This is a genomic window from Ensifer sp. GW823-FHT05D09 (assembly GCF_058795755.1).
Window position 1 is genome coordinate 191736 of sequence record NZ_JBXAIA010000004.1, and the last position, 21243, is coordinate 212978.

A 21243-nucleotide genomic window follows, 5' to 3' on the forward strand; every position below is an offset into this window, starting at 1 on the left:
TTTCAATCAGTAGGAATTCTGCAGTGGTGGTTTCCTTAACTCTCTTTCGGCCCGCCACCGCTTGCGATGCCGACGCCCATTCGCGTGGTCTTCAGGAGCGCGTCTTCCGTTACTTGATGCCGGCTATTCCTGTCACGCCGCCGCCGGTCATTGGAGCGTATAGGGTTCCTACGTCGTGCTGATGAAAATCTGGTAGTGGTCCGGTAGACCTGATCCGAAGCGCGAAGGCGGACCGCAGCATTTCAAGCTCGACCTGCATCATACCCTTCTGCTGCGCGAGATCGATGAGAAGCCGACATCACTATGCAGGAACTCAGCGCCTGACTGACGGTCAAGGGCACCAGAGTGAGATGCCGAAGCAGCAAGGGCGATCGCCTGAACAGCAAAGTGCTACTCAATCATTGGGAAATGCAGACCTCTACCGCCGATATGCGTAGCGACTGATTGACAGCATTTCGTTGCCGACTGGAAGATGAATCGGCCCACTTCGAGACTTTTGTCGAAACGCTGCTTGCCCCACACTGCGAGATAGCGACGCCGTCATTATCGACAATTTCTCTTCTCGAGCCGATGATCCGGGCTAAGGCGCCTGTCTGCCCTTACTGCCACCTTACAGTCCGATCCCCATCCCTTCGAAGCGGCCTTCGCCAAGCTTAGAGGATCTCTACGAGCCGGGCTGTCAGGAAAGTCAACGCCCCGTGGAAACCATCGGCGACTTTCGCGCCACGTTGTTGCCTGAATGCGGAAGTTGCCGCAGGGTGAGATTTCAATTGGACCTCCGCCGCTCTAGGGATTTATCGAACAACAATAGAACCCCAATCGCCCGTGCCCGGATGCGATCGCACCAGTCGGGTCCCAATGGCTGCGCATTCGACCTTGGGCGGCCAAAGGCCCGGCATGGTCGATTGGGACGCGCGCCACTCAGCCTGGCAACCGTTCAAAGACCAAGATTCTTCTTTCCTTGATCGGGGACGGATGGCTCGATACCGAGAAGTGGCCCAGATCAGCGATCAAGCGCACGAGGGCAGCCTGCGTATAGACGAACGTCTGGTCGGCCGTTGCGTTGCTTACACCGATTATTGGAAGATGCTCGAAATCACCTTCGACCGTGGAGAGTGCTTGAAACTTGTTATCGTCGAGCGTTGGGTACTCGATAATCAAGCGCTCTCGCGTGAATTCGACTGCCTTTGCAAGAAAGCGCTTAAAGTCCGGCACATGATGCAGGACGTTGAGGATGAGAACGTCATCGAACTGTTCGTGGAGTTGAATTTCCAGGAAGTTGCCACAGTGTATGAGTGCCTTGCTGTGCATCAGGGACGCGATTGCGGCAGCCGCCTCCCAACGACTGGGCTTCAGCTCCACGCCACATAATTTTGTTGCGCCATGTCGTTCGTAACGCAGCAGAAAATCCCCCAAGGCGCACCCAATGTCTAGTACGCTTCGACCGACAAACGAGCGATCACGGAATGTATTGAAGGTTCGCGCACGTCCTTCGGATACGTGATCGAAATTCGTCGTGTCAGTCGACATGTTTCTGGGCAGCATCACCCTTTGATAGTCGCGTCCGGGCAAATCAATAACAGCTTGGATGGCCGCCCGGCTTGGCGCGGAAATGAAGACGCCGCGAAGGTTGTGGTGGGCAAGAGTGCGATCAGACGGTAGAAATACCGGCGAGCCTTTTTGAGTGAATTCATTTGAGGAATAAAGCACCTCGAAGTCGATGCCCTTTGCCTCAAGCATCTCAAAAGTTTTCTCGTAAAGGGCGAAAAAATCTACGGCTTGTAGAATCTCAACCCACAGGGCGGAATTGTAACCCGTTGATTGCGCGAGCGCTTTCTCAAAATGCTTGCGGCTAGAGGCGCGTTCGATAAGTTCCTCGATCGGCGCCACAATCACAACAGCCTTTTCGATTCTGCCTGACGAAACTATCGTTTCAAGCAACGGCTCCGAGAGGAGGTCCCACTCGCGGAACTCAATCCCGGCGTCCCTAAGCGCTAAGCACCGGTGCAGCAAATTGTAGTGCAGATATCCCCGCTCGGGCACATCGATGTGTGTGGCAATTTGGGATCCGAATGCTTGTGGCTCTCCCTCTTTGGTATGGGCATCCATGAAGGTTGATTTACCAACGTTTGAAGGACCAAGTACAAGGGTTGCCATTCCATATTCTCCACCGAACTGCGACGAGGATGTCATATTATCGGTCGGGGAACGAAACAACATCTTTTGGCATTCCCTTCGAGCGCGATGGGGAAGAGCCCAGAACGGCACTTCTGCGGAGAATTCATCCGGTATCCATAGGCGGCTTCGGTGCGGCCGGCACAACGTTGATCGATACAAACTCACCCTTGGCCCAAAGGGCTGCTTCGGCCGAGCATCGGTTGACAAGTCCCTTGAAGCGCTTGCCGCCGGCATCGACCCATCTCATCAGGCCGGCCGGTACCGCTTCATAGTCGCCAGTGTTCAGCCGTTTCAGGAGCATCGACTTGTCCAGCTTGCCGGTGTTGAATTAGTAGGACGCGAGCACGGCGAACTGATTGCCGGTCGGCGGCACCTTGACCATGCGCGAGTCCCGCTCCTCCAGACTTGGCGAGAGGACCGGCAGGATCTGTTCGGCCTCCACTTCGGTGATTGCCATGCTCGGTAGCACGACCGGAACACCAGCGGTGCTGGTGTGGCCACGGGCGACAGTCCAGATTCGACTGACATTCCGATATGCCATCGTCTTCAGGCCGCCCATTGTTTGACGAGCGCAAGGCTCGCCACGTCAATGCGTCGGCTCATGTTCATGTCGCTACTTTTGTTTTCGTGGGCCAATCCTTTCAACCGTCGGGCTGAATCGTAGGCTGTGGATTTCCAAAATGTCGGTCGCGATCACTTGATGATGCGGTTGCCGGCGCATCGGAAACAGATTTCCGACGCGAACCTCCAGACCATCGATGATTTGATCGACGCTTGCGATATTATGGTGTCGAGCCACGACGAGTTGCACCAGCAGATGACACCAGACCCCAAATGCTCAAGAAATACAACGCACTCAGCGAGGGTCTCGAGCGCGACTAAGGCCGATTACGGCGGGCGTAAGCCCGCGAATGGCTCGCTGACCGGCAGAAGATCTTTGGTGGCGAAGAAGTATACGCAGCTCGCAGTGTTCACTTAACGGGTAAGCGGCATACTCTCGATAGCTGCCGCAGCCCCTTGCCCCCGCCGGCGACTCAGAGCCGCAATCCAGTTCTCCGGACCGCGGTTCTTTCAATGATGGAGCCTTCGATGCGCTGTGATTGCAATGGCCGCAGTTGGCGCCGGCTGAAGGTGTCGTGGTCCGGAAGCGCTGTGCCCTTGGCGGGTCGACAGGCCGCAATGGCAGTGCAGGTCGTGACAAGGGCGCGATAAGAAGCAAAAGACCCCTTTCCTTACGAATAGGCGAAGAGGACCGTACTAAGCGTTCGCATTCACAGACGCGAAGCCTATACCCCGCTTCCAATATTCTTGCCTTGTGAAGGGGCCTTAGTCCCGAATTCAAGGCGGCAAAAGCTTCCCGAGCAATTTTGTTCAGCCTTGGTGTTGAGATCGGGTCACCGGGCGCTAGCCTCACCCGGCAATATGGACTTGCTTCGAGAATGGTGGCTGGACTCACCGTCCGAACAGCCGTGGAGAGAACCAATGAAGAAAATTGCAGTAACCGTGGTCTTCGCCCTCGTGTTCAACTCGGCCATGGGGCAGGAGGTTCCCCCACCGCGAGCTAAAGGTGCCTTGATCGGTCCAGACGGCAGGAACGCTATCTCCTTCGGGAGCTTCCGGGCTCGTGAACACCGCGATACCATTTCAGGTCCTCGCGGAGGTGGTGCATACGTCGGGTTCGCCAAAACCATGACCGCACCAGGAAGCCATGTATTCGGCCCGGCAAATGCCGATGTGACCACTTTGTTCTCGGTAAGAAAGGAACATTACCTCACATCCAACATTGAAGGCGAAGTTTTGACGCAGTTTCTGGTCAACGAGCAAGGACGAAAGGGCGATGCCGCTACCGTTCTGGCATCCACCAGCAAGGTAAAGACCGGAACATCGGAAGATACTGGAGGAGCTCTAGGCTATGAGTTTCGGGCCGCCTTCGTTGATCCCTCCGGATCGGTGCTCAATGCTGTCCACTCCTACGGGCCCTACATGGCGCCGACAACCGATATGTCCGGAGGAGGCGGTTATGGCTCCTATGTTGAGAGCTTTTATGGCACCAATTTCGCCGCTTTTACCGCTGGCGCATATCTCCAGTCTGACGCCTCGACCGGCTGGAAGAATGCGTTTCTGGCGACTGCTGACAGGACAACCGGTAACGCCTATTTCCGAGTGCGCGGGACGGCTGCTCTAGAAAGAGGTCAGCAACCTGGCGACGTGGTTATCGGATCATCGGCTCCCAAAACAATCCGAAATAATGGCGGCGTCCTTCAGATCCGTAATGCCGATGATAGCGCCACTCTCCTTGAAATCTCGGAAGCAGGCGCCCTTGGGCTTCCGTCCGATCCAGCGTGGGCCTCGTACACACCCTTGATCACCTGTGGCGCTGGAATGATTGGAAAGGCTGATACGATCGGCGCCTTTAAGGGCTTTGGCAAGACAATTCACGTTCGGCTTCAAATACGTATCGATGACCTGGCTAGTTGTTCGGAACAAATATCCGTTAGCCTACCCGCAGCCGCCAAGGCCGCACAGGTGTTCGCCGGAAGCTCATTCGTGTCCCGAAAAATGCTCCAAGGTCTTGCCGCGGCGAACAGTACTAACCTCCAAATTCTCGATTATGCTGGCGCCTTCCCTATTGGCTCGAAAGACGAGATAGTCGTGAACGGGACATTCGAAGCCCTATGATCCCAATTGCAGCAATTCTCTAAAGTGACGAGAGCAACTTGCCTCTGATGAACCGCTCACCGAGCAGGCCAAGAAACAGGCAAGTTACAGCGAAAGACAACAGATAGCCCTTGGAGAGCATCGCATCACCGTAGCCTTCATAGTACGCCGACCGTAACCACTCCACGCATTGAAACAATGGATTGTACCAGATCACATCCTGGACACGCTGCGGCATGGCGGTCGGCAACAGAAACACACCGGCCGTCATGTATAGGATCAGCATCACAATAATGAATATGATGTGCCAGAACTTGAACAGCGCCGAGATGATCGTATTCAGAACGCCAACGGATATGGCAAAGAATACGGTCGCCAGGATCGCTGTTGCACCAGTTTCTATATCGATTGGCATCAGATCGACACCGGCAACCGCAGCGCCGCAAAAAAACAGGAAAACGACCACGAATGCTGTCAGAAACTCTATGATCCCGCGAGAAACGATCAAGTCGAGCGGCTTCACGGCTGGAAACAAGAACAGCGGCTTATTCAACTCGATCGCGTAGCCCATCATTCGCGACGGATAGAGGCATAGAACGTAGGGCATCACCCCGGTTGAGATGAAGACGGCGGGGTCACCGCCCAGGGGCATGATCCGATTGGCATATGTCGTCAACACAACGATAGCTACCAAGTGCGTCAGCGGCCACGCTATGGCTATGAGGTAGCCGAGATACGATCGGCCAAACCGCGTCCTCATGTCCCGCAGCATGAGGGCATGAATGACCGCCAGTCGAGCGTTGATAGCTTCCTTCATCATGAGATTTTCGCCTGCACGTCCGCCATATCGATCTGCGATCTATCATCTAGACGCGAGCTTGGCGAGACACCCTACCATCTTCACAGCGCCGCTCTGGACTTGCGTCTGTGAATTGTAATAAGGATCGAACCACCTGAGGAACTAGATTGAAATAACTTTGAGGAATTTTCCGTGAGTATCGCTGCGAAGAAAGCCATTGATATTTCCGAGGACATGAAGTCCGCTGCCACGACGCAGGCCGCACACTATGGCGTCAGCCCTGCCCTGCATGAATGTGACCAGCTGCTAGGATACTTCGTTCACCAAGCGAAGATGAGCGAAGTCGCGGCTGTCCAAGCGTACATCGATGGCGGCTTCAACGACGCATCGAAGGTTACGCGCCTACTGGAGAAACTAGGCCTCAGCAACAAGCCGGCCAAGGTTCTGGAATTTGCCGCCGGTTTCGGCCGCGTTACCCGCCACCTGAAAGCCCTTTCCCCGCGAACCAACCTCGTCGCCTCCGATATCCACCTTGAAGCCCGAGACTTCAAGCAGAACGAACTTGGCGTCGTTGCTCGTCCGTCCGCTCTGGATCCCAGGAAATTGGACGTCGGTTCTGACTTCAACCTCATTTTCGTGCTGTCCCTCTTCTCGCACCTGCCGCACAAATCTTTTGCAGGCTGGCTCAAGGCGCTCTATGACGCACTGGCACCTGGCGGTTTTCTCATGTTCACCACGCACGGCGAATGCGCCATCGAGACTTACCCGGAGCATTTCGGTGCCTTCAAGTTCGAGCAGCCCGGCTATGCCTACCGCGGCGATTCCGACCAGCCCGATATCGAGAGCAGCGAGTATGGTACTACGATCGCCTTGCCCGAGTACGTGGTGAAGATGATTGCTACCCTGCCGGATGCCAAGCTCGTTTCGTTCGCAGCTAAGGACTGGTTCGGCATTCAGGACGAGTGGGTAATCCGCAAGCCAGCCTAATAGACGTCGTTCTGCACAAAGCGATAAACAACCAACGATATTCCAAGAAACGGGCCGCTCCAGCTAAGGGGCGGCTTTTTTTCGTTGCCGATGGCATTTGTGACCTGTCACGGGTAACCTCCGCCGGATTGGATTGGGGTCCGACTGATTGAGAGCGGACGAATGAAGAAGCAGAGATTTACCGAAGCGCAGACTATTGCGGCGCTGAAGGAGCAGGAGGCTGGCGCGAAGGCTGCTGACCACTGCCGCAAGCACGGAATTTCAGAAGCGACGTTTTAAGATTGGAAAGCCAAACACAGCGGCATTTAAGTCTCCGAAGCGAAGCTGCTGAAGGCGCTTGAGGACGAGAACACGAGGCCGTAGAACCTGATGGCCGAACAGGTGCTCGATGTGCCGCACTTTGTGAGAATGCCTGGCGTTCCCGGACAAGTCTCTCTCCGGTCGGCGTGTAGCCCGAGAGCTGACGACGCTGATCGAGCGGCGTGGCAAACCCGGCACGATCGTCTTCGACAGTGGCACCAAACTCACGTCGAATGCGATCCTTGCGGTCGAAGGATCACAAGGTCGAGTGGCACTACATCGCTCCGGGAAAGCCGATTCAGAACGGTTATGTTGAGTCCTTCAACGTCCGGACGCGCGACGAACTGCTCAACGAGAGCATGTTCTTCGGTCTCGACCATGTCCGTCGCGCCATCGCCGAACGGGCAGCGACGATAACCATTTCCGGCCACACTCATCGCTCGGATATCAGACCCCGGCAGACTAGCCGGGACCATCGCTGCAACCGACGTCAACGCTGCGCAAGATGAAGGCTTCGCGTTTGCGCCGGTTCCTCCTGCCGCGCCCCTGGCGCATTCAAGGCCGCCGGGGCTCTAGTCCCAGCTGGATAAAAGTTCCATGGCGGGTCAAATCCTCGAATCTGTGCATTCGCTCGAAAACTGACAAATTAACACGTTGTCTTGCGATGATTGGAGCGGTTACTAACCAGACCTCAGTCGTTTGAAATGCAATCAACTGTCCGCGACTTTAAGCAAGTAACGGCCGTAGGCAGTTTTCGAGTAGGCGCTCGCATATTCGTAGAGCGTTTCTTTCGAGATGTAGCCATTTAGATATGCTATTTCCTCGATGCAAGCGATGTTATTGCCCTGCCGATGCTGAATTACTCGGACAAACTCTGAGGCCTCCAGAAGGCTATCGTGAGTGCCGGTGTCTAGCCAAGCATATCCCCGCGACATCTTCTCGACGAAGAGCCCGCCCTTTTCCATATAGATTCGATTTAAGTCCGTAATCTCATACTCCCCTCGAGCGGAGGGCTTCAATTCTTTCGCATAGTCTACGACATTGTTGTCATAGAAATAGAGCCCGGTTACCGCGAATCTTGATTTGGGATTTGTTGGCTTCTCTTCAAGGCTTATCGCCTGTCCATCACTAGCCAGTTCAACGACACCATACCGTTCCGGGTCGTCTACCTCGTACGCGAAAACTGTTGCGCCGTGCTTCCGTTGCCGTGCCCTCAACAGGAGCTCACTCAATCCGGCCCCGAAGAAAATGTTGTCTCCAAGCACCAGGGCGACGTTCTCCTCACCCACAAATTCCTCGCCGATAATGAAGGCCTGAGCAAGCCCATCAGGACTTGGCTGCTCTGCATACGACAAAGTCAGCCCCCATTTCGACCCATTCCCAAAAAGCCGCTTGTAACTATCTATATGCTCCGGGGAAGAGATAATTAGGATTTCACGAATGTCGGCCATCATCAGTACTGACAGCGGATAATAAATCATCGGCTTATCATATACCGGGATGAGCTGTTTGTTTACAGCCAGAGTAGCGGGATGAAGACGCGTCCCCGAACCACCCGCCAGAATAATACCCTTCATGTTTTCCGTATCCCTTCAATTCGCGTTCGCGCATTGGCATGTAGTTGGGCAATCGTTTCCGTGAGAGCTTCTTGCCAGGCTCTAGGCACAATGCCGAAGTCACGAGTAATCTTCTCGGTCGACAGACAAGAATATGCAGGACGTACGGCAGGTGTAGGGTAGTCTTGAGTGCTTATCGCCTCGACCGTAGGAACCCTGAACCCTGCATCTGCGGACTGTCGAAAAATCTCACGCGCGAACGCGCACCAACTCGCTTCTCCAGAATTGACGAAATGATAGGTCCCGGTCGGAGCTCCCTTGTCCTCAATCAACCGACGAGTGATGATCGCCAGAGCCGCCGCAACATCCTTCGCCGAAGTCGGGCATCCTATTTGATCGTCGACGACCCGCAGTACGGGTCTCTCTGCGGCCAGCCGCAGCATCGTCTTCACGAAATTGCCGCCAAACGGGCTAAACAGCCAAGCAGTCCGCAGTATAACGTGGCGAGCATTCGCGGTGCGTAGCGCCTGCTCGCCGCCCGCCTTCGAGGCACCGTAGACCCCTAGTGGCTTCAGGCTGTCATCCTCTTTGTACGGTGTGCAGTTCGAACCATTGAACACGTAATCCGTGGAAACGTGAACCAGTGGCACCTCTGCACGCTTCGTAGCTTCGGCAAGTGCAGCGACCGCTAAAGCGTTCACCCGCCATGCGTTGACGATATCGTGTTCGGCATTATCCACCGCCGTGTAGGCAGCTAGGTTGATCACCGCATCGAACTGACCCTGTAGAACAAAATCCTGCAAACGCTCCGGATCAGTGAGATCAAGCTCCGACCGATGCGGCGCACAGACATCAACGCTTTGGCTCCACGGAAGACGCTGAAACTCTGTTCCAACCTGCCCTCCACCACCGGTAACGAGAATCTTCATGAGGACTAGTTGCCCAAACCGCGGCGGTCATCTGCCTTCTGTCGCGCAAGTATCTCACGCCACCAAGCCTGTTCCTGCAAGTACCAAGAGACTGTTTTCTCCACACCACTTTCAAAGGTTTCCAGCGGTGCCCAGCCAAGCTCGTCGCGAATTTTGGTTGCATCAATTGCGTACCTTTGATCATGCCCTGGCCGATCGGCAACGAAACTGATTTGCTCTCTATACAACTTACCGTCTGCACGTGGCCGCAACCTGTCAAGCGTTGCGCAGATTGCCTCGACAACCTCGATGTTCCGTCGCTCGCTGTTGCCGCCAATATTATAGGTCTGACCGGGTATCCCTTGCTCGAAGACCGTCTGCAACGCGCGCACGTGATCCTCGACAAAAAGCCAATCCCGGACGTTGGTTCCGGTACCGTAGACAGGAAGGCTTTCACCAGCCAATGCCTTAACGATCACCAACGGAATGAGCTTTTCAGGAAAGTGATAAGGACCATAATTATTCGAACAGTTAGTAATCAACACAGGCAACCCGAAAGTGTGCCCCCAAGCTGATACCAAATGGTCCGACCCAGCCTTTGTTGCAGAATAAGGCGATCGCGGATCGTAGGCTGTCGCTTCAGTGAAGTATCCCGTGTCACCAAGTGACCCAAATACTTCGTCGGTCGAGATATGGTGGAACCGAAACGAATTGCTACGGCCTTCATCGAGCCCTTTCCAATATTCGAGCGCCTTCGCAAGTACCGTATATGTCCCCAGCAAATTCGTCTGCACGAACGCCGCGGGGCCATCGATTGATCGATCTACGTGCGATTCTGCGGCAAGGTGCGTGATGACGTCAGGCTGAAAATTCGAGATCGCCTCCGCTACCGCCAATTCGTCGCAAATGTCCGCTTTGACGAATTTGTACCGGCAAGACCCGGAGACCTTGGCGGTCGACCCTGACGTTGCCGCATAGGTCATCTTGTCGAAATTCAGCACCTCATGAGTCGTGTGCTCAATTAGGTGACGGACCAAAGCAGACCCGATAAAACCCGATCCCCCAGTAACAAGTACGCGCATAAATGCTCCGTTTCAAACTCAGATCTGAACAAGGCTCATCGGAGTGCCATCATATTCGAACACATCTCCGATCTCTGACAGTGGTGGCTGCCGCTGATCCTTGTCACTTAAAATTGGTGACGCTCCCCTTGGAAGAGGCCAAATGACACCAACAGCAGGGTCGTCCCACTTCACTCCATAATCACAGGAAGGCGAGTAGACATTCGAAACTTTGTAGACGACTTCAGTCATCGGTTCGAGTGTCAAAAATCCATGTGCAAAACCAACCGGTATATACAACTGGTTGCCATTTTCCGCAGAGAGTTCGGCACCTACCCACTGTCCAAAAGTTGGCGACTTCGAACGCAGATCGACCGCAACGTCGAATATGCTACCACGAATGCACCGCACCAATTTTGCCTGGGCAAAAGGCTCGGTCTGGAAGTGCAACCCCCGAAGTGTATATTGGACGCTAGAAAGTGAGTGATTGTCCTGGACGAACCTCTCTGTGATGCCATAGCCTTGAAACGTCGTCTCGCTATACACCTCGGCAAACCATCCACGCGCATCACCAAAGCGCTTGGGCTGCAGCAACGCAACCGATGACATGTTCAGCTCCCCGTTCCACATTATAGCCTACGCAGACAGTGCAGCCGCGCCGCCGCAAACCTGCGCACAAAATCTTACTTCAATGGCGGCCGCTGCAGCGCGACTACACGACCAGCATTTTGACCTAGCTATTTGTACACAGACTTTTCGAGAAGCGCTCTTCGGGATGGCTCAAAGGTAGCAGAAATATCAATCCCTGCCTTCCGAGGCTCAGGCAACATCAAGATCGCCGCCAATCCTCCCCATATCTGACCGTTTATATCCGCTCGGTCATAAAGCATACCCGGCACAAAATCCAAATTTATCGCATGTACATATGGGCATTCCGCCCAGGGAACCGATGTAATTCCAGCTCTGACGGCCGGATTCGCACTATCGTGCGCGAGTATCACGGTTGGCCGTCGCTTCGGTACATATTTTATACACTCAACGAGATCTCGCCTAACGCCCTCTTCTTCGTGACTCCCATCCACCAGTATAAAATTAACTTCCTCATCTCCAGAATTAAGCACTTCAATAATGGGAGGCAGGGTTTGAGCAGAATCGCCAGTAACGAACTTTACGTTGGGAAACAGAGGGCTAATGCGATGCTGGTTCTCATCAATATCGAAAGTGATCACGCGCTTGCTTGCAGCAGCAATGGGTCTCAAACTACCGCATTGAAAGGTACCAATCTCAAGGCTCACTTCAGATTTTACTCGCCCCAACACATGCATGAGCGCAACCCGCTCACTCAACTGCATATGCCAATTTTTATTGACGCCGTCATCAAAAAGAAAATCTTCAAATGCGTTAGTCACGACTACTTTTCTCCAACTATTGCCGACAACTGATGACGGGAACTATCCACCACGCTGCTCAAGCAGTTTTTCCAAAGACGCCCAAGTCGCCGCAAGGCGAAATTCAACCGTTACAATAGATAAGGTCACCGCAGCGACGCCTCATTGAGAACGGCGATGGTTAGCGCCCTATACTCGCCAACCATACGATTCATGTCAAACTTCTCGAATGCCTGAAGGGCGCACTTCTCGAGCATCTGCGCTCGCGACTTCTCAACGATGAATGTCTCCATCGCCCCCGAAAGCACGTCGCGCCTCACCTCGCCTGAGATAGTATCAAGTGGGACCACCAAGCCAGCAGTGGTTTCTCCTGCCTGAATAGCCCAAGCGCACTGGCCGATATCTGATACAATCGCCGGCTTGCCCTGGGCAAGAAACTCCAGCAACACCAGAGGTAGCGACTCTCCTGCAAACCAACTCGGGAGTAGACATACGTCACTTAAGTTGATGTATTCGGCGAGCCGGGTTGTGTGCCGAATAAGGTGAAGCCCATCCACCTCTCCGGCAGATCTTAGCGTATCCGCCGCGGGGCCATCCCCAATCAAAAGAAGCCGAACATCAACCGCCTGAGCGAAGCGCTGCCGCAGCTCTTTGAATGCTTCGACCGCAACGTTCCAACCTTTGGCCGCAATGGCGCGACTTGCCAGAGTAAAGACAAGAGCCCCATCGGGCAGACCAACATCAGAACGAGTTAGATCAAAGCCTGATACGGGTTGAAACCCATTCACGATGTTTGATATGCGTTTCGGCTCAATGTATCCCGCTTCGAATACTTCTTTATTTTTCTCGGCCGTCCAAACCCAGTGGTCACAATAGAGTTCTGCCGTCTTCATGTCTTCGAGCATGGTAGGGAACGCTTTGGCGTTGCTTAAGACGTTTTCGTAGCACCCATGCATAACTATTATCCAAGGGATGTGCGCATCGGCACCCGCGATTAGTTTACCGAGCGCCCGATCGCCCCACCAATGCCCAGTCACTACAATCTCAAGGCCCCAATCTGCCATGAACCGCGACAAGCCGCCTGCTTCCTGTATATCCCGATGATTGACTACTGCGACCTCCGGTGACAGGCGCCTTGCGGTTCCGGGATTGTCAGGTTCGTGCCCTGCAACGAATAGAACGGCGGAGGCCGCAGAACTAACCCAGGAATTTACAAAGCGAACTGCGAACATTTGGGCGCCGCCGCCAGATAGATCTCCCACACCAAAAAGAACGGCGGGCTGCCTGACGTCGTTAATTTCCGTGGGAACCCGCGCCGCAGGCAAGGCCTGATCAAACCCAAATCGCTTGACTTCTTGTGCAACGTGGTTGTCAAAGAGCTCTTTTCGCGAAGCATTGACGCCGTACAATGCTTCCACAATCGCGTACACATCTTGCAGTTCTTGAAAATATTCAAAGCCGCCCTCAACTTTGGCAGTCACACTAGTATCGTGCCGCCGGTGATAGTTGATAGCATCGTGGCAGTAAGCGATTCGGCCCCCTGCAATGGCCACAAGATAAAACGCCCAATCGCCTGCGAGCTTAAAGTTTGTTGCCACACGGATGGCACGGAGTGCTGATTGACGCCTAACAACAACAGCGCTCGCGTTTGGGATCGTGTTCGCACGACCTAGTGTTTCATTGACTTCTCTGAATGAGGGAGCAACGAAGGATTCTCGCCAACGCCCGATGGAAATCCGATCGAGATAGAGGTCGTTCCAGTCGCCGGCAACCTCGCCATCCGCCCTCACAGGGATGGATCTGCCGTGAACAAGCCGAACTCCCGAAACATCGAACGCCGCGATCGCCTTTTCAAGAAAGGTTGGCTCACACCAATCGTCCGCCTCCGCTAGCCAAATTAGCTCGCCGGTCGCGACCTCGATTCCTCGCTTCCAAGCCTTGAAAACTGACCCACTATTTTCAGATGCGAAATGTAACTTTGCGCAAATATTCTCAGCCGCAAACTGCTCGAGTATCTCCCGACTATTGTCCTGCGACACATCATCCAAAAGGAGTATCTCTATGTCCTTAAACGATTGGCCGGCGATGCTCTGCAGCCGTTGCCCGAGGTATTCTCCGCAGTTGTAGCTAGGCACTACCACCGACACCAAGGGGGCAATTCCGGCAACGTCCCGAATAACCTTAAGTATCTCGGCACACGCCCCTTCCGCGGTGTACCGCGACATCACCCTTTCGCGTGCCGATCGGGCCATATTCTCCCGCAATACATCGTCACCCAGAAGTCGATCTACAGCCGCGAAATATGCCTCCTCATCGTTCAATGGAACCGCCAGTCCTGCCGGCGGCTCGCAATCAGGTTCGACAAGAGCTGTCATCCCTGTCGCCTCGCGAAAAATTACCGAGGGAGCGCCGACAACTGACGCCTCGAGGCAAACGAGAGGGAAAGGATCCTCGAGAGAGGTCAACGCAAAAACATCCGCCGCCGCAAAAACGGAGCGAAAATCTTCTCTGTGGCCGAGAAATTCGATCCGATCAGATACGTTGAGAGCACGGGAGAGCTTGCGCATCTCCGATAAGTCTTCGCCGTCGCCGACCCAAACAAAGCGAACGTCTCGGTTCCACTCCAGAGCGAGCTTCGCCGCCATTCGGACAAATACCGCTGGTTGCTTCCTCCAATGCAAGACTCCGCAACCGACAACAACTTTTGTATCCGGCGACCAACCCAGCGCCACACGCTGAGCCCGCTTTTCAGCGGCAGTCCAACCATTTTGCTCTTGAAAAGCTTCGATGAATGCGGGTCGATTTGTTAGCTTGCCTTCCGGCAAACCTTCCGTAGACAGAAAATACTCATATACGTTCTTTCCTCCGCAAAATATATGGTCGGCATGCGCGAGAAGGCTCTTCAATCGATCCTTGAACAGATTTAAGATCGCGGGCATTTCATGCACGTAACCAAAAACTGGTGCCTCATAAGGGTCGATCTTGCAGTAATCACCGGCTGCAACGGAGTTTATGAACGTGAATGCAGGTTCTTCGCCTACAAATTCATGCAATTTTGCTTGTAACTGAGTTATGTCCCGATGTGATATGTCGCTTTTTCCCACCACATGTAACGGAGCTATCTGCTCAAAAACAGGCGCGAGGGGGCCGCCAGTCATAGCCACGATCCGAACATCGTAGTTCGTTCGCTCTTGAAACCATTTCGCGATCGTTGCCAGGAGTGTGGGTGCGCCCCCGATGTTTAAGTCATGGGTGACAAACACGGCTACTCGACCACTATTCCTGCGGCGGTTGCTAGGCTCTGACGATATTTCGCGCCGGCCGGGGAACCCTAGTGCCTCAAGCGCACCAGCAATTTCGCCTATGCCCCGACGGATGAAATCAAGCAAGGGATTCATTCCTCTCAATCCGACCTCCGGGAAATGTGCCATGTACTTTCTTGTGTCGAAAAGGGGGCCCGGCTCCCGCCCCTCTGCAGCGCCGAAGTCGAGATAGTGTTTGGCTGCATCCAACCCTGCATCTTTCACATCGGCGTTTTGTTGAAGGTACCAGTCGGCATCAAAGTATTTAGAGGATCTCAGCAACTCTAGATTTCGGCCATCTTCCGAGCCACTCGGACCTCGCAAGCCTGACGGAGATTTCGGCTCATGGATCGGCAATATTCCGTGTGCGGAAAGATCATCTTTAACTTCGAGAAAACCCCACCTGAGAAAATGAACCAGCGGATTTATCCCGCTTGCGGCGACATCGGGCCGGCGCAATAGATACAGGCTGCCGTCGAAGTAAGGTCCGGGATTTCGGCCCTCCTCCGCCCCAAAAGCAATGTAGTGGAGGACGGGATCAAAACCTGCCGCCTCCACGTCACGATTCTGCCCAAGGTACCATCCCGCATCGAAATACTTCGACGCCCTCACAACCGTTTCGTCATCCTGTCCATCGCGGATTGCCAAAGGGCCGGTGACGCCAAACGACCCAGCCCCTGCGCCACCATAGCGAAGGAAATGTACGAGGGGGTTCATGCCGCTAGCGGCGACTGCCGGATGTTGCGATAAATAGGCACCACTATCAAAGTTCGGTCCAGGATGCCGCCCCTCCGCCGCACCATACGTTAGATAGTGCGAGAGGGCGTCAGTTCCCGACCCGGCAACATCTGCGTTCGTTGCCAGGTACCAGCCAGCGTCAAAGTATCCTGAAGAACTCAGTAATTCCGCATCATCGGCCCAGAAATGCAACTGGCCGAATTCAGATACCCAATCATTGCTAACGCTATTGAGCATAACGCCGTAATCTTCATACTCAGGGCCAATCTCGCTAATGCCATAGCGAAGAAAATGCACCAGAGGATTTATGCCACTTCGCGCAACGTCGGGCCGCCGCGCCAAATACACCTCACCATAGAACAGGGGACTCGGCGCTCGCCCCTCTGCGCCGCCAAATCGCAGGTAGTGTTCAACCGCAGTAAAGCCGGAGCCTGCCACATCAGGATTGTTCGACAAGTACCAGTCCGCCTGGAAAAGACGAGAACCAGATAGAAGCAATGCGTCAAAATCGCGCGCAAACCGCCTTCTCGATATCTTCTTCACAGCCCATTCCCAAACGTTTAATTTAAACAATTGCGGTTGAAGCATTCGCCAACGGGAAACCCGCCACCGCTTCATTACTTCCTACGAAAAAAACGTCCCACTCTCGAACCGAACCGACGAAGTTCATCACGCTCAAGATTTGCGAGCCGCAAGGAATGCTTAAGCTCTCGGAATAAAACCTGCATCTTGGCGTTCTCGCGCCGGGTGGCTTCCACCTCCTCCTGCAACGAAACCAATTCATTGCGAAGAGTCTCGGCGTCCAGCGAGGTACGCTCCATCAGTGCAGTTTGCTCTTCCTGCGCACGCTCCAACTCCCTTGAAACTGTAGCGAGCTTATCCGCGCTGCTGCTCGCGACCTCTTCAATCGCCAGCTTTGACGCATTTGCGGCTTCCAGCTCGTATGCGACCGTCCCGAGTTTCTCTTCAGCGCTCAAGAGGACCGATTGAAGTTCCCCAAGCTGAAGCTCCTTTGCATCAAGTGCTTGCGACAAAGCAAGAGCGCTTTCGATTCGCCCCCTACGCGGGATACTTCTTTCGAGCGTGAGATTTATGCTTTCATTTATCTCAAATACGCTCCTTCCCGCCGTAAGGTCGGAGACATTATCTTGGAACTGTCGCTCAAAATCGATATATCGGCTGACATCACCAAGCGACAACATGACGCCAAGACGATAAGCAACATCAACGACCAGTTTTCCGAACTGCAATGATGTGCCAACCGCAGGCTCTCCACAGTGCTCGACACCCCAAAGCGCATCCAGCAAACCGCGAACAAAAATGTAACCCAGCTCGATTTCGAACGGTATCTCCCACTCCTGGTCGATGAAGCGCGGCGACCCATCTCCACCCACAATCAAGTTACGGGGAATAGCGTCAACCAGGCGGCCGCTGACCATGCAGGAAATGGCTCGACAGCTCTCGTCGGATCGCTCCTGCACCTTCAGGAGCAGTGCGCTCCACCACACCTTGGCCCATTCCGAGATTTCGTCGACTGACCACCCATCGCGTAGCACGATTAGAGTCAGTCGATCTTTCCACAACACCCCCTGCTCAAATGGCTCGTCTTCAAGATGCGCGCGCGCCGAGAAAGCGTCTGAGCCAGCCTGAATTCCAGTCAGTGGCGTGCGTGTAACCTTTATTGCCGTATCTTCCAAACGGAACTCTGTTACTTTATTGTACTTCGATGGCTTGGTATTCTTGAAATAGAATGCCAATGCGTTATCGATCTCAATTTCGCGCCTTGAAGCAACCACGACGAAGGAGTTCGCCAAGTCACCATGCAAGCGGTTTCTTGCGACGACTCCCCACGCTTGCGACAATGCAAAGGTACTCACTGCCGGCTTCTGAGCATCAGTCTCAGATGCAAGCCTGATCAACGAACTAAAGTCGGCCGAACAGTTGTCCGCCAGCGCAGCTTCGGAAATGACGACAACTGGAAGCTTGTAGTCGGGGAATGGGAACCACCATCGCTGCTTCGCAAATCCTACCTCACGCAATTTCTCACGAAGTTCGTGTCGTCCGAACGTGACGGCGCTGCTCTTGGTGTACTGATCTTCGAGCCCATACATCGGGCGCCCAATGTGGTCTTCCGGATAGCCTGCGAAGTATTTGAGGCCAAGCTGGTTCTCAATAGCCAGAATGACGACGCCGTCCTCGGCAAGAAATCTAGATACGTGCTCCAGCATCAAATCCACGGGATCACGATCTTTGTATTCAGCAAAAAAGACCCGCGCGTACTCCAGGACGCCAATTAACAGAATGGTCTTGAACTTGGTGTCTGAGCTGAATTCTTGAAACGAATCGGAGACAACACTGACGTTTGGAAAGCCACGACAACGTTCAGCTGCGATTCGCGCCCTCCGGCTGCTGCCTTCCAGCGCCACAACCTCAAGACCTTGCTCCGCGATATATCGTGTGATCGCTCCGCAACCCGCGCCAATCTCCAGCACCGGCCCCCGTAAAGTATTAACCAATGGGCGGAGCACGTTTGAACGCTGCGGACTTAGGTGGTATTTTGATGGCCAATCGTATATTCCTTGGAATACCTCTTGAGAATTTACGGATCTATCCTCAAGACCAGACAAGAAATTAAGCAGTCCCGTCTCAAATTGATCGCCATCTGAGTAATCAAAAGCGCTTTCGCCCTCAGAAACTACCCAGGTATTACTTGAGGCCACATACGAATACTTCGGGTGCACGATAGCTGGCAAATCGTTATCCAGTTCCAATCCGCGAGCCTGAAACGATAGATCTCTTGAGGCCCGACAGGTCACAGAGCGCTCGATCCTCCGCTGGACGAACGCGCGCCGACATATGCCTCATGTCGAAAGGGCAGTCAATTTGAGCGCGGGATTTAATCAGTGCAATCTCGCAAACCTACTGCGTCTCGATCAGCCATTGGAACGTGCTTCTTAAGCCAGCATCAAATTCCGTCTTCGGGACCCAACCGAGCTCGTTGCGCGCACGGGAAATATCCAGCACGCTCACGGGTATATCGACCAACCGGCCATCCTTTCTGACGATTTCGATCTTCTTCCCCGTGACGTTTTCGAGTGCGGCAATTACTTCGTTCAGCGTCCTAGACACCCCACTGCCGATATTGAAGACGCGGCTGCGGCCTTCGTGCAACATAGCCAATTCGAACGCGTCTATGACGTCATCGACGTAAAGATAGTCACGACTTACACTACCATCGCCCCAAAGCTCGATTGGCTGCTCGTTGATGATCCGCCTCAAGAAGGCTCCGATTACACCCTGGTCTCTTTCAGCCGTTTGATGTGGCCCGAATGGGTTTGAAACACGCAAGATTCTGTATTCCAACCCGTGGATATACTCATAGAGATGCAGATAGCGTTCGATTGCCAACTTCGATATGCCATATGAAGTTATAGGCCAACAAGCGTCATCTTCCCGCGTGGGCAGACTCTGCGGCACCCCATACACGGTGCCCCCGGAGGAAACGAAGATTACTCGTTGAACGCCCGCAGCCACGCATGCATCAAGCAGTTGGATTGTACTAACAACATTCGATTTCAAGTCCCCAATTTTGTCGAGGTTGGCACTTGAGGGGGTGCTGGCGTTGATAAGGTGGAAAACAACATCGCAACCTTCCAATGCGCCACTTATGCTGCGCGGGTCATTGAAGTCACCGCCCAACCATTCGATACCTGATAGCGCACGGGGACGATTTTCACTTCGCCCAAAGGCTCGAAGCGATCCGACTTTCCCTGCCAACCGTCGGCTGAGATGCGTCCCAATAAAGCCTCCGCCGCCAAGGACGACACATCTTCTATCTCGCAACGACTTCCCTTTTGTCATCCTATCTTGAAACGCTTTCCTAGAACGAAACCCTATGAACGCCGTCAACCGCTATCGGTTAGACCCGTAACGCTAATACTTGGAAGATCGTGACCCGGGCATCCCCGAGTGCACAACCTTTGTAAAATCAAGAGTATAAGTAAGCTCTCTCCAGTAATTCAGCTCATGCTATCCCGAACACTGGCGAACATTAGTGAAAAGATGCCCCAGATTATGGTCAGTCCGGCGAAAATCAGGGCCGTGTTGACGAAAGGTTTAGGATAGAGAGCTCGTTCCGGCAAAGTTGGCGGAACGATGACTGCAACATAGAGCTGTTGGCGCTCCAGGTTCTGACGGGCATTCTCGAAGCCATTCCTCGCAAGCTTATAGATGTACTCAGAAAATTCCTCCTGGAGTTTCAGCAGCTCAAAATCACGCAACTGCGTTGATATGGTCGCAGGGTCACTTGTTCCGGCAAGCTTTGCATTCAAATCGGCAATCTGCTTAGAAACTGCCGCTAGCCGCGCTTTGAGTTGGGATACTCCAGGTTTATTTGTTATCCCGAGTGACATTGTCGTCGCCAACTCATTCTCTATAGCGACCTTTTGTATAGTCAAGGATGATATTATCTTCAAGACCTGTTTTGCAGTATCTGTTGGATCTATAGTTTGGCTTTTCGTCTGGAAACTCAACATATTGCTCCGGGCTTCAGCCAGAGATTGAGCAGCAAGCTTAACTTCATCCTCCGCCCTCGTAAGTGCATCTTGCTTGCTTCTCTTGGAAATGCGATTAATTAAGTTTTCGCTCTGAGTTATTACTGCTTCTGCTAACTGAAGTGAATCTTCCGGACTGTAAGCACGCACACGTAGCGTCAGAATACTGGAAAGGCTGTCGACAGAAGCCGTCACATGGTCTTTCCAATATTTCCATATATTTTCTGTGTCCCTTTGCGACCCCAACCTAGATAGCCAGTCGATCTCCGCACGATCATAGACACTCGCGATTCTATCCGCCCCCCCAATGTCGCTTATAACTGCGCGACTTTTGAGGTAGTCAAGAATAATCATGGAGTCTTGTGTAGTGTTACTAGCGGATGACAACCCTAATTGACCCAGGATGGCGGAAGGATCCTTACCGCTCGATTGCTGGATGGCATCGCGAACCGTTAGTTTCGCCTCCGAAACAAACACGTCCGACGCGAAGAACGCGAAATACGCAAGTGCGATGGCCGACGGAGCTAGAACCCCGAGCGAGAAGCTCTTCAGGAGCATTCCACCGATACCGCCCACCGCTGTCCGCGGCTCAAGTGGACGCTGGTCGGATTGAGGCAGCCCCTTGATACGCGGAACTAGTGCTTTCGAAATTGACGGGATCCCGGGAAAACGGGATTTGAGATCCTTGGTTGTGGCTTGCACGGACTGATCTGAACCCGCCGTCAGGTTGCCCTTGCCTTGTCGAATAGAGTTGAGTGGCTTCAGCCGAACTATATCCGCAATACGATTTCTAGCGCTCATGACGGCCTCCGGCG

13 protein-coding genes and 2 pseudogenes are annotated in these 21243 nt (G+C 53.7%); 3 read left to right on the top strand and 12 right to left on the bottom strand.

Annotation, left to right across the window (positions count from 1 at the left end):
* Positions 1–921 precede the first annotated feature (921 nt).
* Entirely contained in the window at positions 922–2157 is a 1236-nt protein-coding gene (locus AC1Q80_RS15045; RefSeq protein ID WP_492360926.1) for a class I SAM-dependent methyltransferase, read from the bottom strand.
* A 124-nt stretch (positions 2158–2281) separates the two neighbouring features.
* Positions 2282–2737: pseudogene (locus AC1Q80_RS15050) on the bottom strand (lysozyme).
* Between the two features lie 923 nt (positions 2738–3660).
* Here AC1Q80_RS15050 and AC1Q80_RS15055 point away from each other — a divergent pair.
* Positions 3661–4857: a hypothetical protein gene (locus AC1Q80_RS15055; RefSeq protein WP_492360927.1), complete on the top strand. Its 1197-nt coding sequence runs from the start codon at positions 3661–3663 to the stop codon at positions 4855–4857.
* A 19-nt stretch (positions 4858–4876) separates the two neighbouring features.
* Here AC1Q80_RS15055 and AC1Q80_RS15060 read toward each other — a convergent pair whose 3' ends face one another.
* On the bottom strand, positions 4877–5656 hold the full coding sequence (locus tag AC1Q80_RS15060; protein ID WP_176353351.1) for an ABC transporter permease: 780 nt from the start codon (positions 5654–5656) through the stop codon (positions 4877–4879).
* Between the two features lie 171 nt (positions 5657–5827).
* Here AC1Q80_RS15060 and AC1Q80_RS15065 point away from each other — a divergent pair, with 171 nt between their 5' ends.
* Both AC1Q80_RS15065 and AC1Q80_RS15070 read left to right on the top strand, forming a co-directional pair.
* Entirely contained in the window at positions 5828–6622 is a 795-nt protein-coding gene (locus AC1Q80_RS15065) for a class I SAM-dependent methyltransferase (RefSeq protein WP_492360928.1), read from the top strand.
* A gap of 162 nt (positions 6623–6784) precedes the next feature.
* Positions 6785–7512 (top strand): annotated as a pseudogene (locus tag AC1Q80_RS15070) (integrase core domain-containing protein).
* 120 nt (positions 7513–7632) lie between these two features.
* Here AC1Q80_RS15070 and rfbA read toward each other — a convergent pair.
* The 9 genes from rfbA to AC1Q80_RS15115 form a co-directional block, all read right to left on the bottom strand.
* Positions 7633–8499 carry a glucose-1-phosphate thymidylyltransferase RfbA gene (gene rfbA / locus AC1Q80_RS15075; protein WP_176353355.1) on the bottom strand — a complete coding sequence of 289 codons (867 nt, stop codon included), beginning with the start codon at positions 8497–8499 and terminating at the stop codon, positions 7633–7635.
* On the bottom strand, positions 8496–9407 hold the full coding sequence (gene rfbD / locus AC1Q80_RS15080) for a dTDP-4-dehydrorhamnose reductase (protein ID WP_492360929.1): 912 nt from the start codon (positions 9405–9407) through the stop codon (positions 8496–8498). The genes rfbA and rfbD overlap by 4 nt, the downstream gene beginning before the upstream one ends.
* A gap of 5 nt (positions 9408–9412) precedes the next feature.
* Complete coding sequence (gene rfbB / locus AC1Q80_RS15085; RefSeq protein ID WP_492360930.1) at positions 9413–10468, bottom strand: dTDP-glucose 4,6-dehydratase; 1056 nt, start codon at positions 10466–10468, stop codon at positions 9413–9415.
* Positions 10469–10486: 18 nt separating this feature from the next.
* Positions 10487–11056 (bottom strand): dTDP-4-dehydrorhamnose 3,5-epimerase, encoded by a 570-nt coding sequence (rfbC, locus tag AC1Q80_RS15090; RefSeq protein ID WP_492360931.1) that lies wholly within the window; start codon positions 11054–11056, stop codon positions 10487–10489.
* Positions 11057–11184: 128 nt separating this feature from the next.
* Complete coding sequence (locus AC1Q80_RS15095; RefSeq protein WP_492360932.1) at positions 11185–11856, bottom strand: class I SAM-dependent methyltransferase; 672 nt, start codon at positions 11854–11856, stop codon at positions 11185–11187.
* Positions 11857–11981: 125 nt separating this feature from the next.
* On the bottom strand, positions 11982–16418 hold the full coding sequence (locus AC1Q80_RS15100; protein WP_492360933.1) for a glycosyltransferase: 4437 nt from the start codon (positions 16416–16418) through the stop codon (positions 11982–11984).
* Positions 16419–16492: 74 nt separating this feature from the next.
* Positions 16493–18646, bottom strand: a complete 2154-nt coding sequence (locus AC1Q80_RS15105; protein WP_492360934.1) for a class I SAM-dependent methyltransferase — start codon at positions 18644–18646, stop codon at positions 16493–16495.
* A 148-nt stretch (positions 18647–18794) separates the two neighbouring features.
* Positions 18795–19736: an NAD-dependent epimerase/dehydratase family protein gene (locus tag AC1Q80_RS15110; protein WP_492360935.1), complete on the bottom strand. Its 942-nt coding sequence runs from the start codon at positions 19734–19736 to the stop codon at positions 18795–18797.
* Between the two features lie 158 nt (positions 19737–19894).
* Positions 19895–21229: a KpsE/RkpR family capsule polysaccharide export protein gene (locus AC1Q80_RS15115; protein WP_492360936.1), complete on the bottom strand. Its 1335-nt coding sequence runs from the start codon at positions 21227–21229 to the stop codon at positions 19895–19897.
* Positions 21230–21243 lie beyond the last annotated feature (14 nt).

Bases quoted from the DNA above. Each gene is read 5' to 3' on its own strand.
- rfbD (WP_492360929.1), bottom strand. From the start codon at position 9,407: ATGAAGATTCTCGTTACCGGTGGTGGAGGGCAGGTTGGAACAGAGTTT.
- AC1Q80_RS15110 (WP_492360935.1), bottom strand. From the start codon at position 19,736: ATGACAAAAGGGAAGTCGTTGCGAGATAGAAGATGTGTCGTCCTTGGC.
- AC1Q80_RS15055 (WP_492360927.1), top strand. From the start codon at position 3,661: ATGAAGAAAATTGCAGTAACCGTGGTCTTCGCCCTCGTGTTCAACTCG.
- rfbB (WP_492360930.1), bottom strand. From the start codon at position 10,468: ATGCGCGTACTTGTTACTGGGGGATCGGGTTTTATCGGGTCTGCTTTG.
- rfbA (WP_176353355.1), bottom strand. From the start codon at position 8,499: ATGAAGGGTATTATTCTGGCGGGTGGTTCGGGGACGCGTCTTCATCCC.
- AC1Q80_RS15045 (WP_492360926.1), bottom strand. From the start codon at position 2,157: ATGGCAACCCTTGTACTTGGTCCTTCAAACGTTGGTAAATCAACCTTC.
- AC1Q80_RS15060 (WP_176353351.1), bottom strand. From the start codon at position 5,656: ATGATGAAGGAAGCTATCAACGCTCGACTGGCGGTCATTCATGCCCTC.
- rfbC (WP_492360931.1), bottom strand. From the start codon at position 11,056: ATGTCATCGGTTGCGTTGCTGCAGCCCAAGCGCTTTGGTGATGCGCGT.
- AC1Q80_RS15115 (WP_492360936.1), bottom strand. From the start codon at position 21,229: ATGAGCGCTAGAAATCGTATTGCGGATATAGTTCGGCTGAAGCCACTC.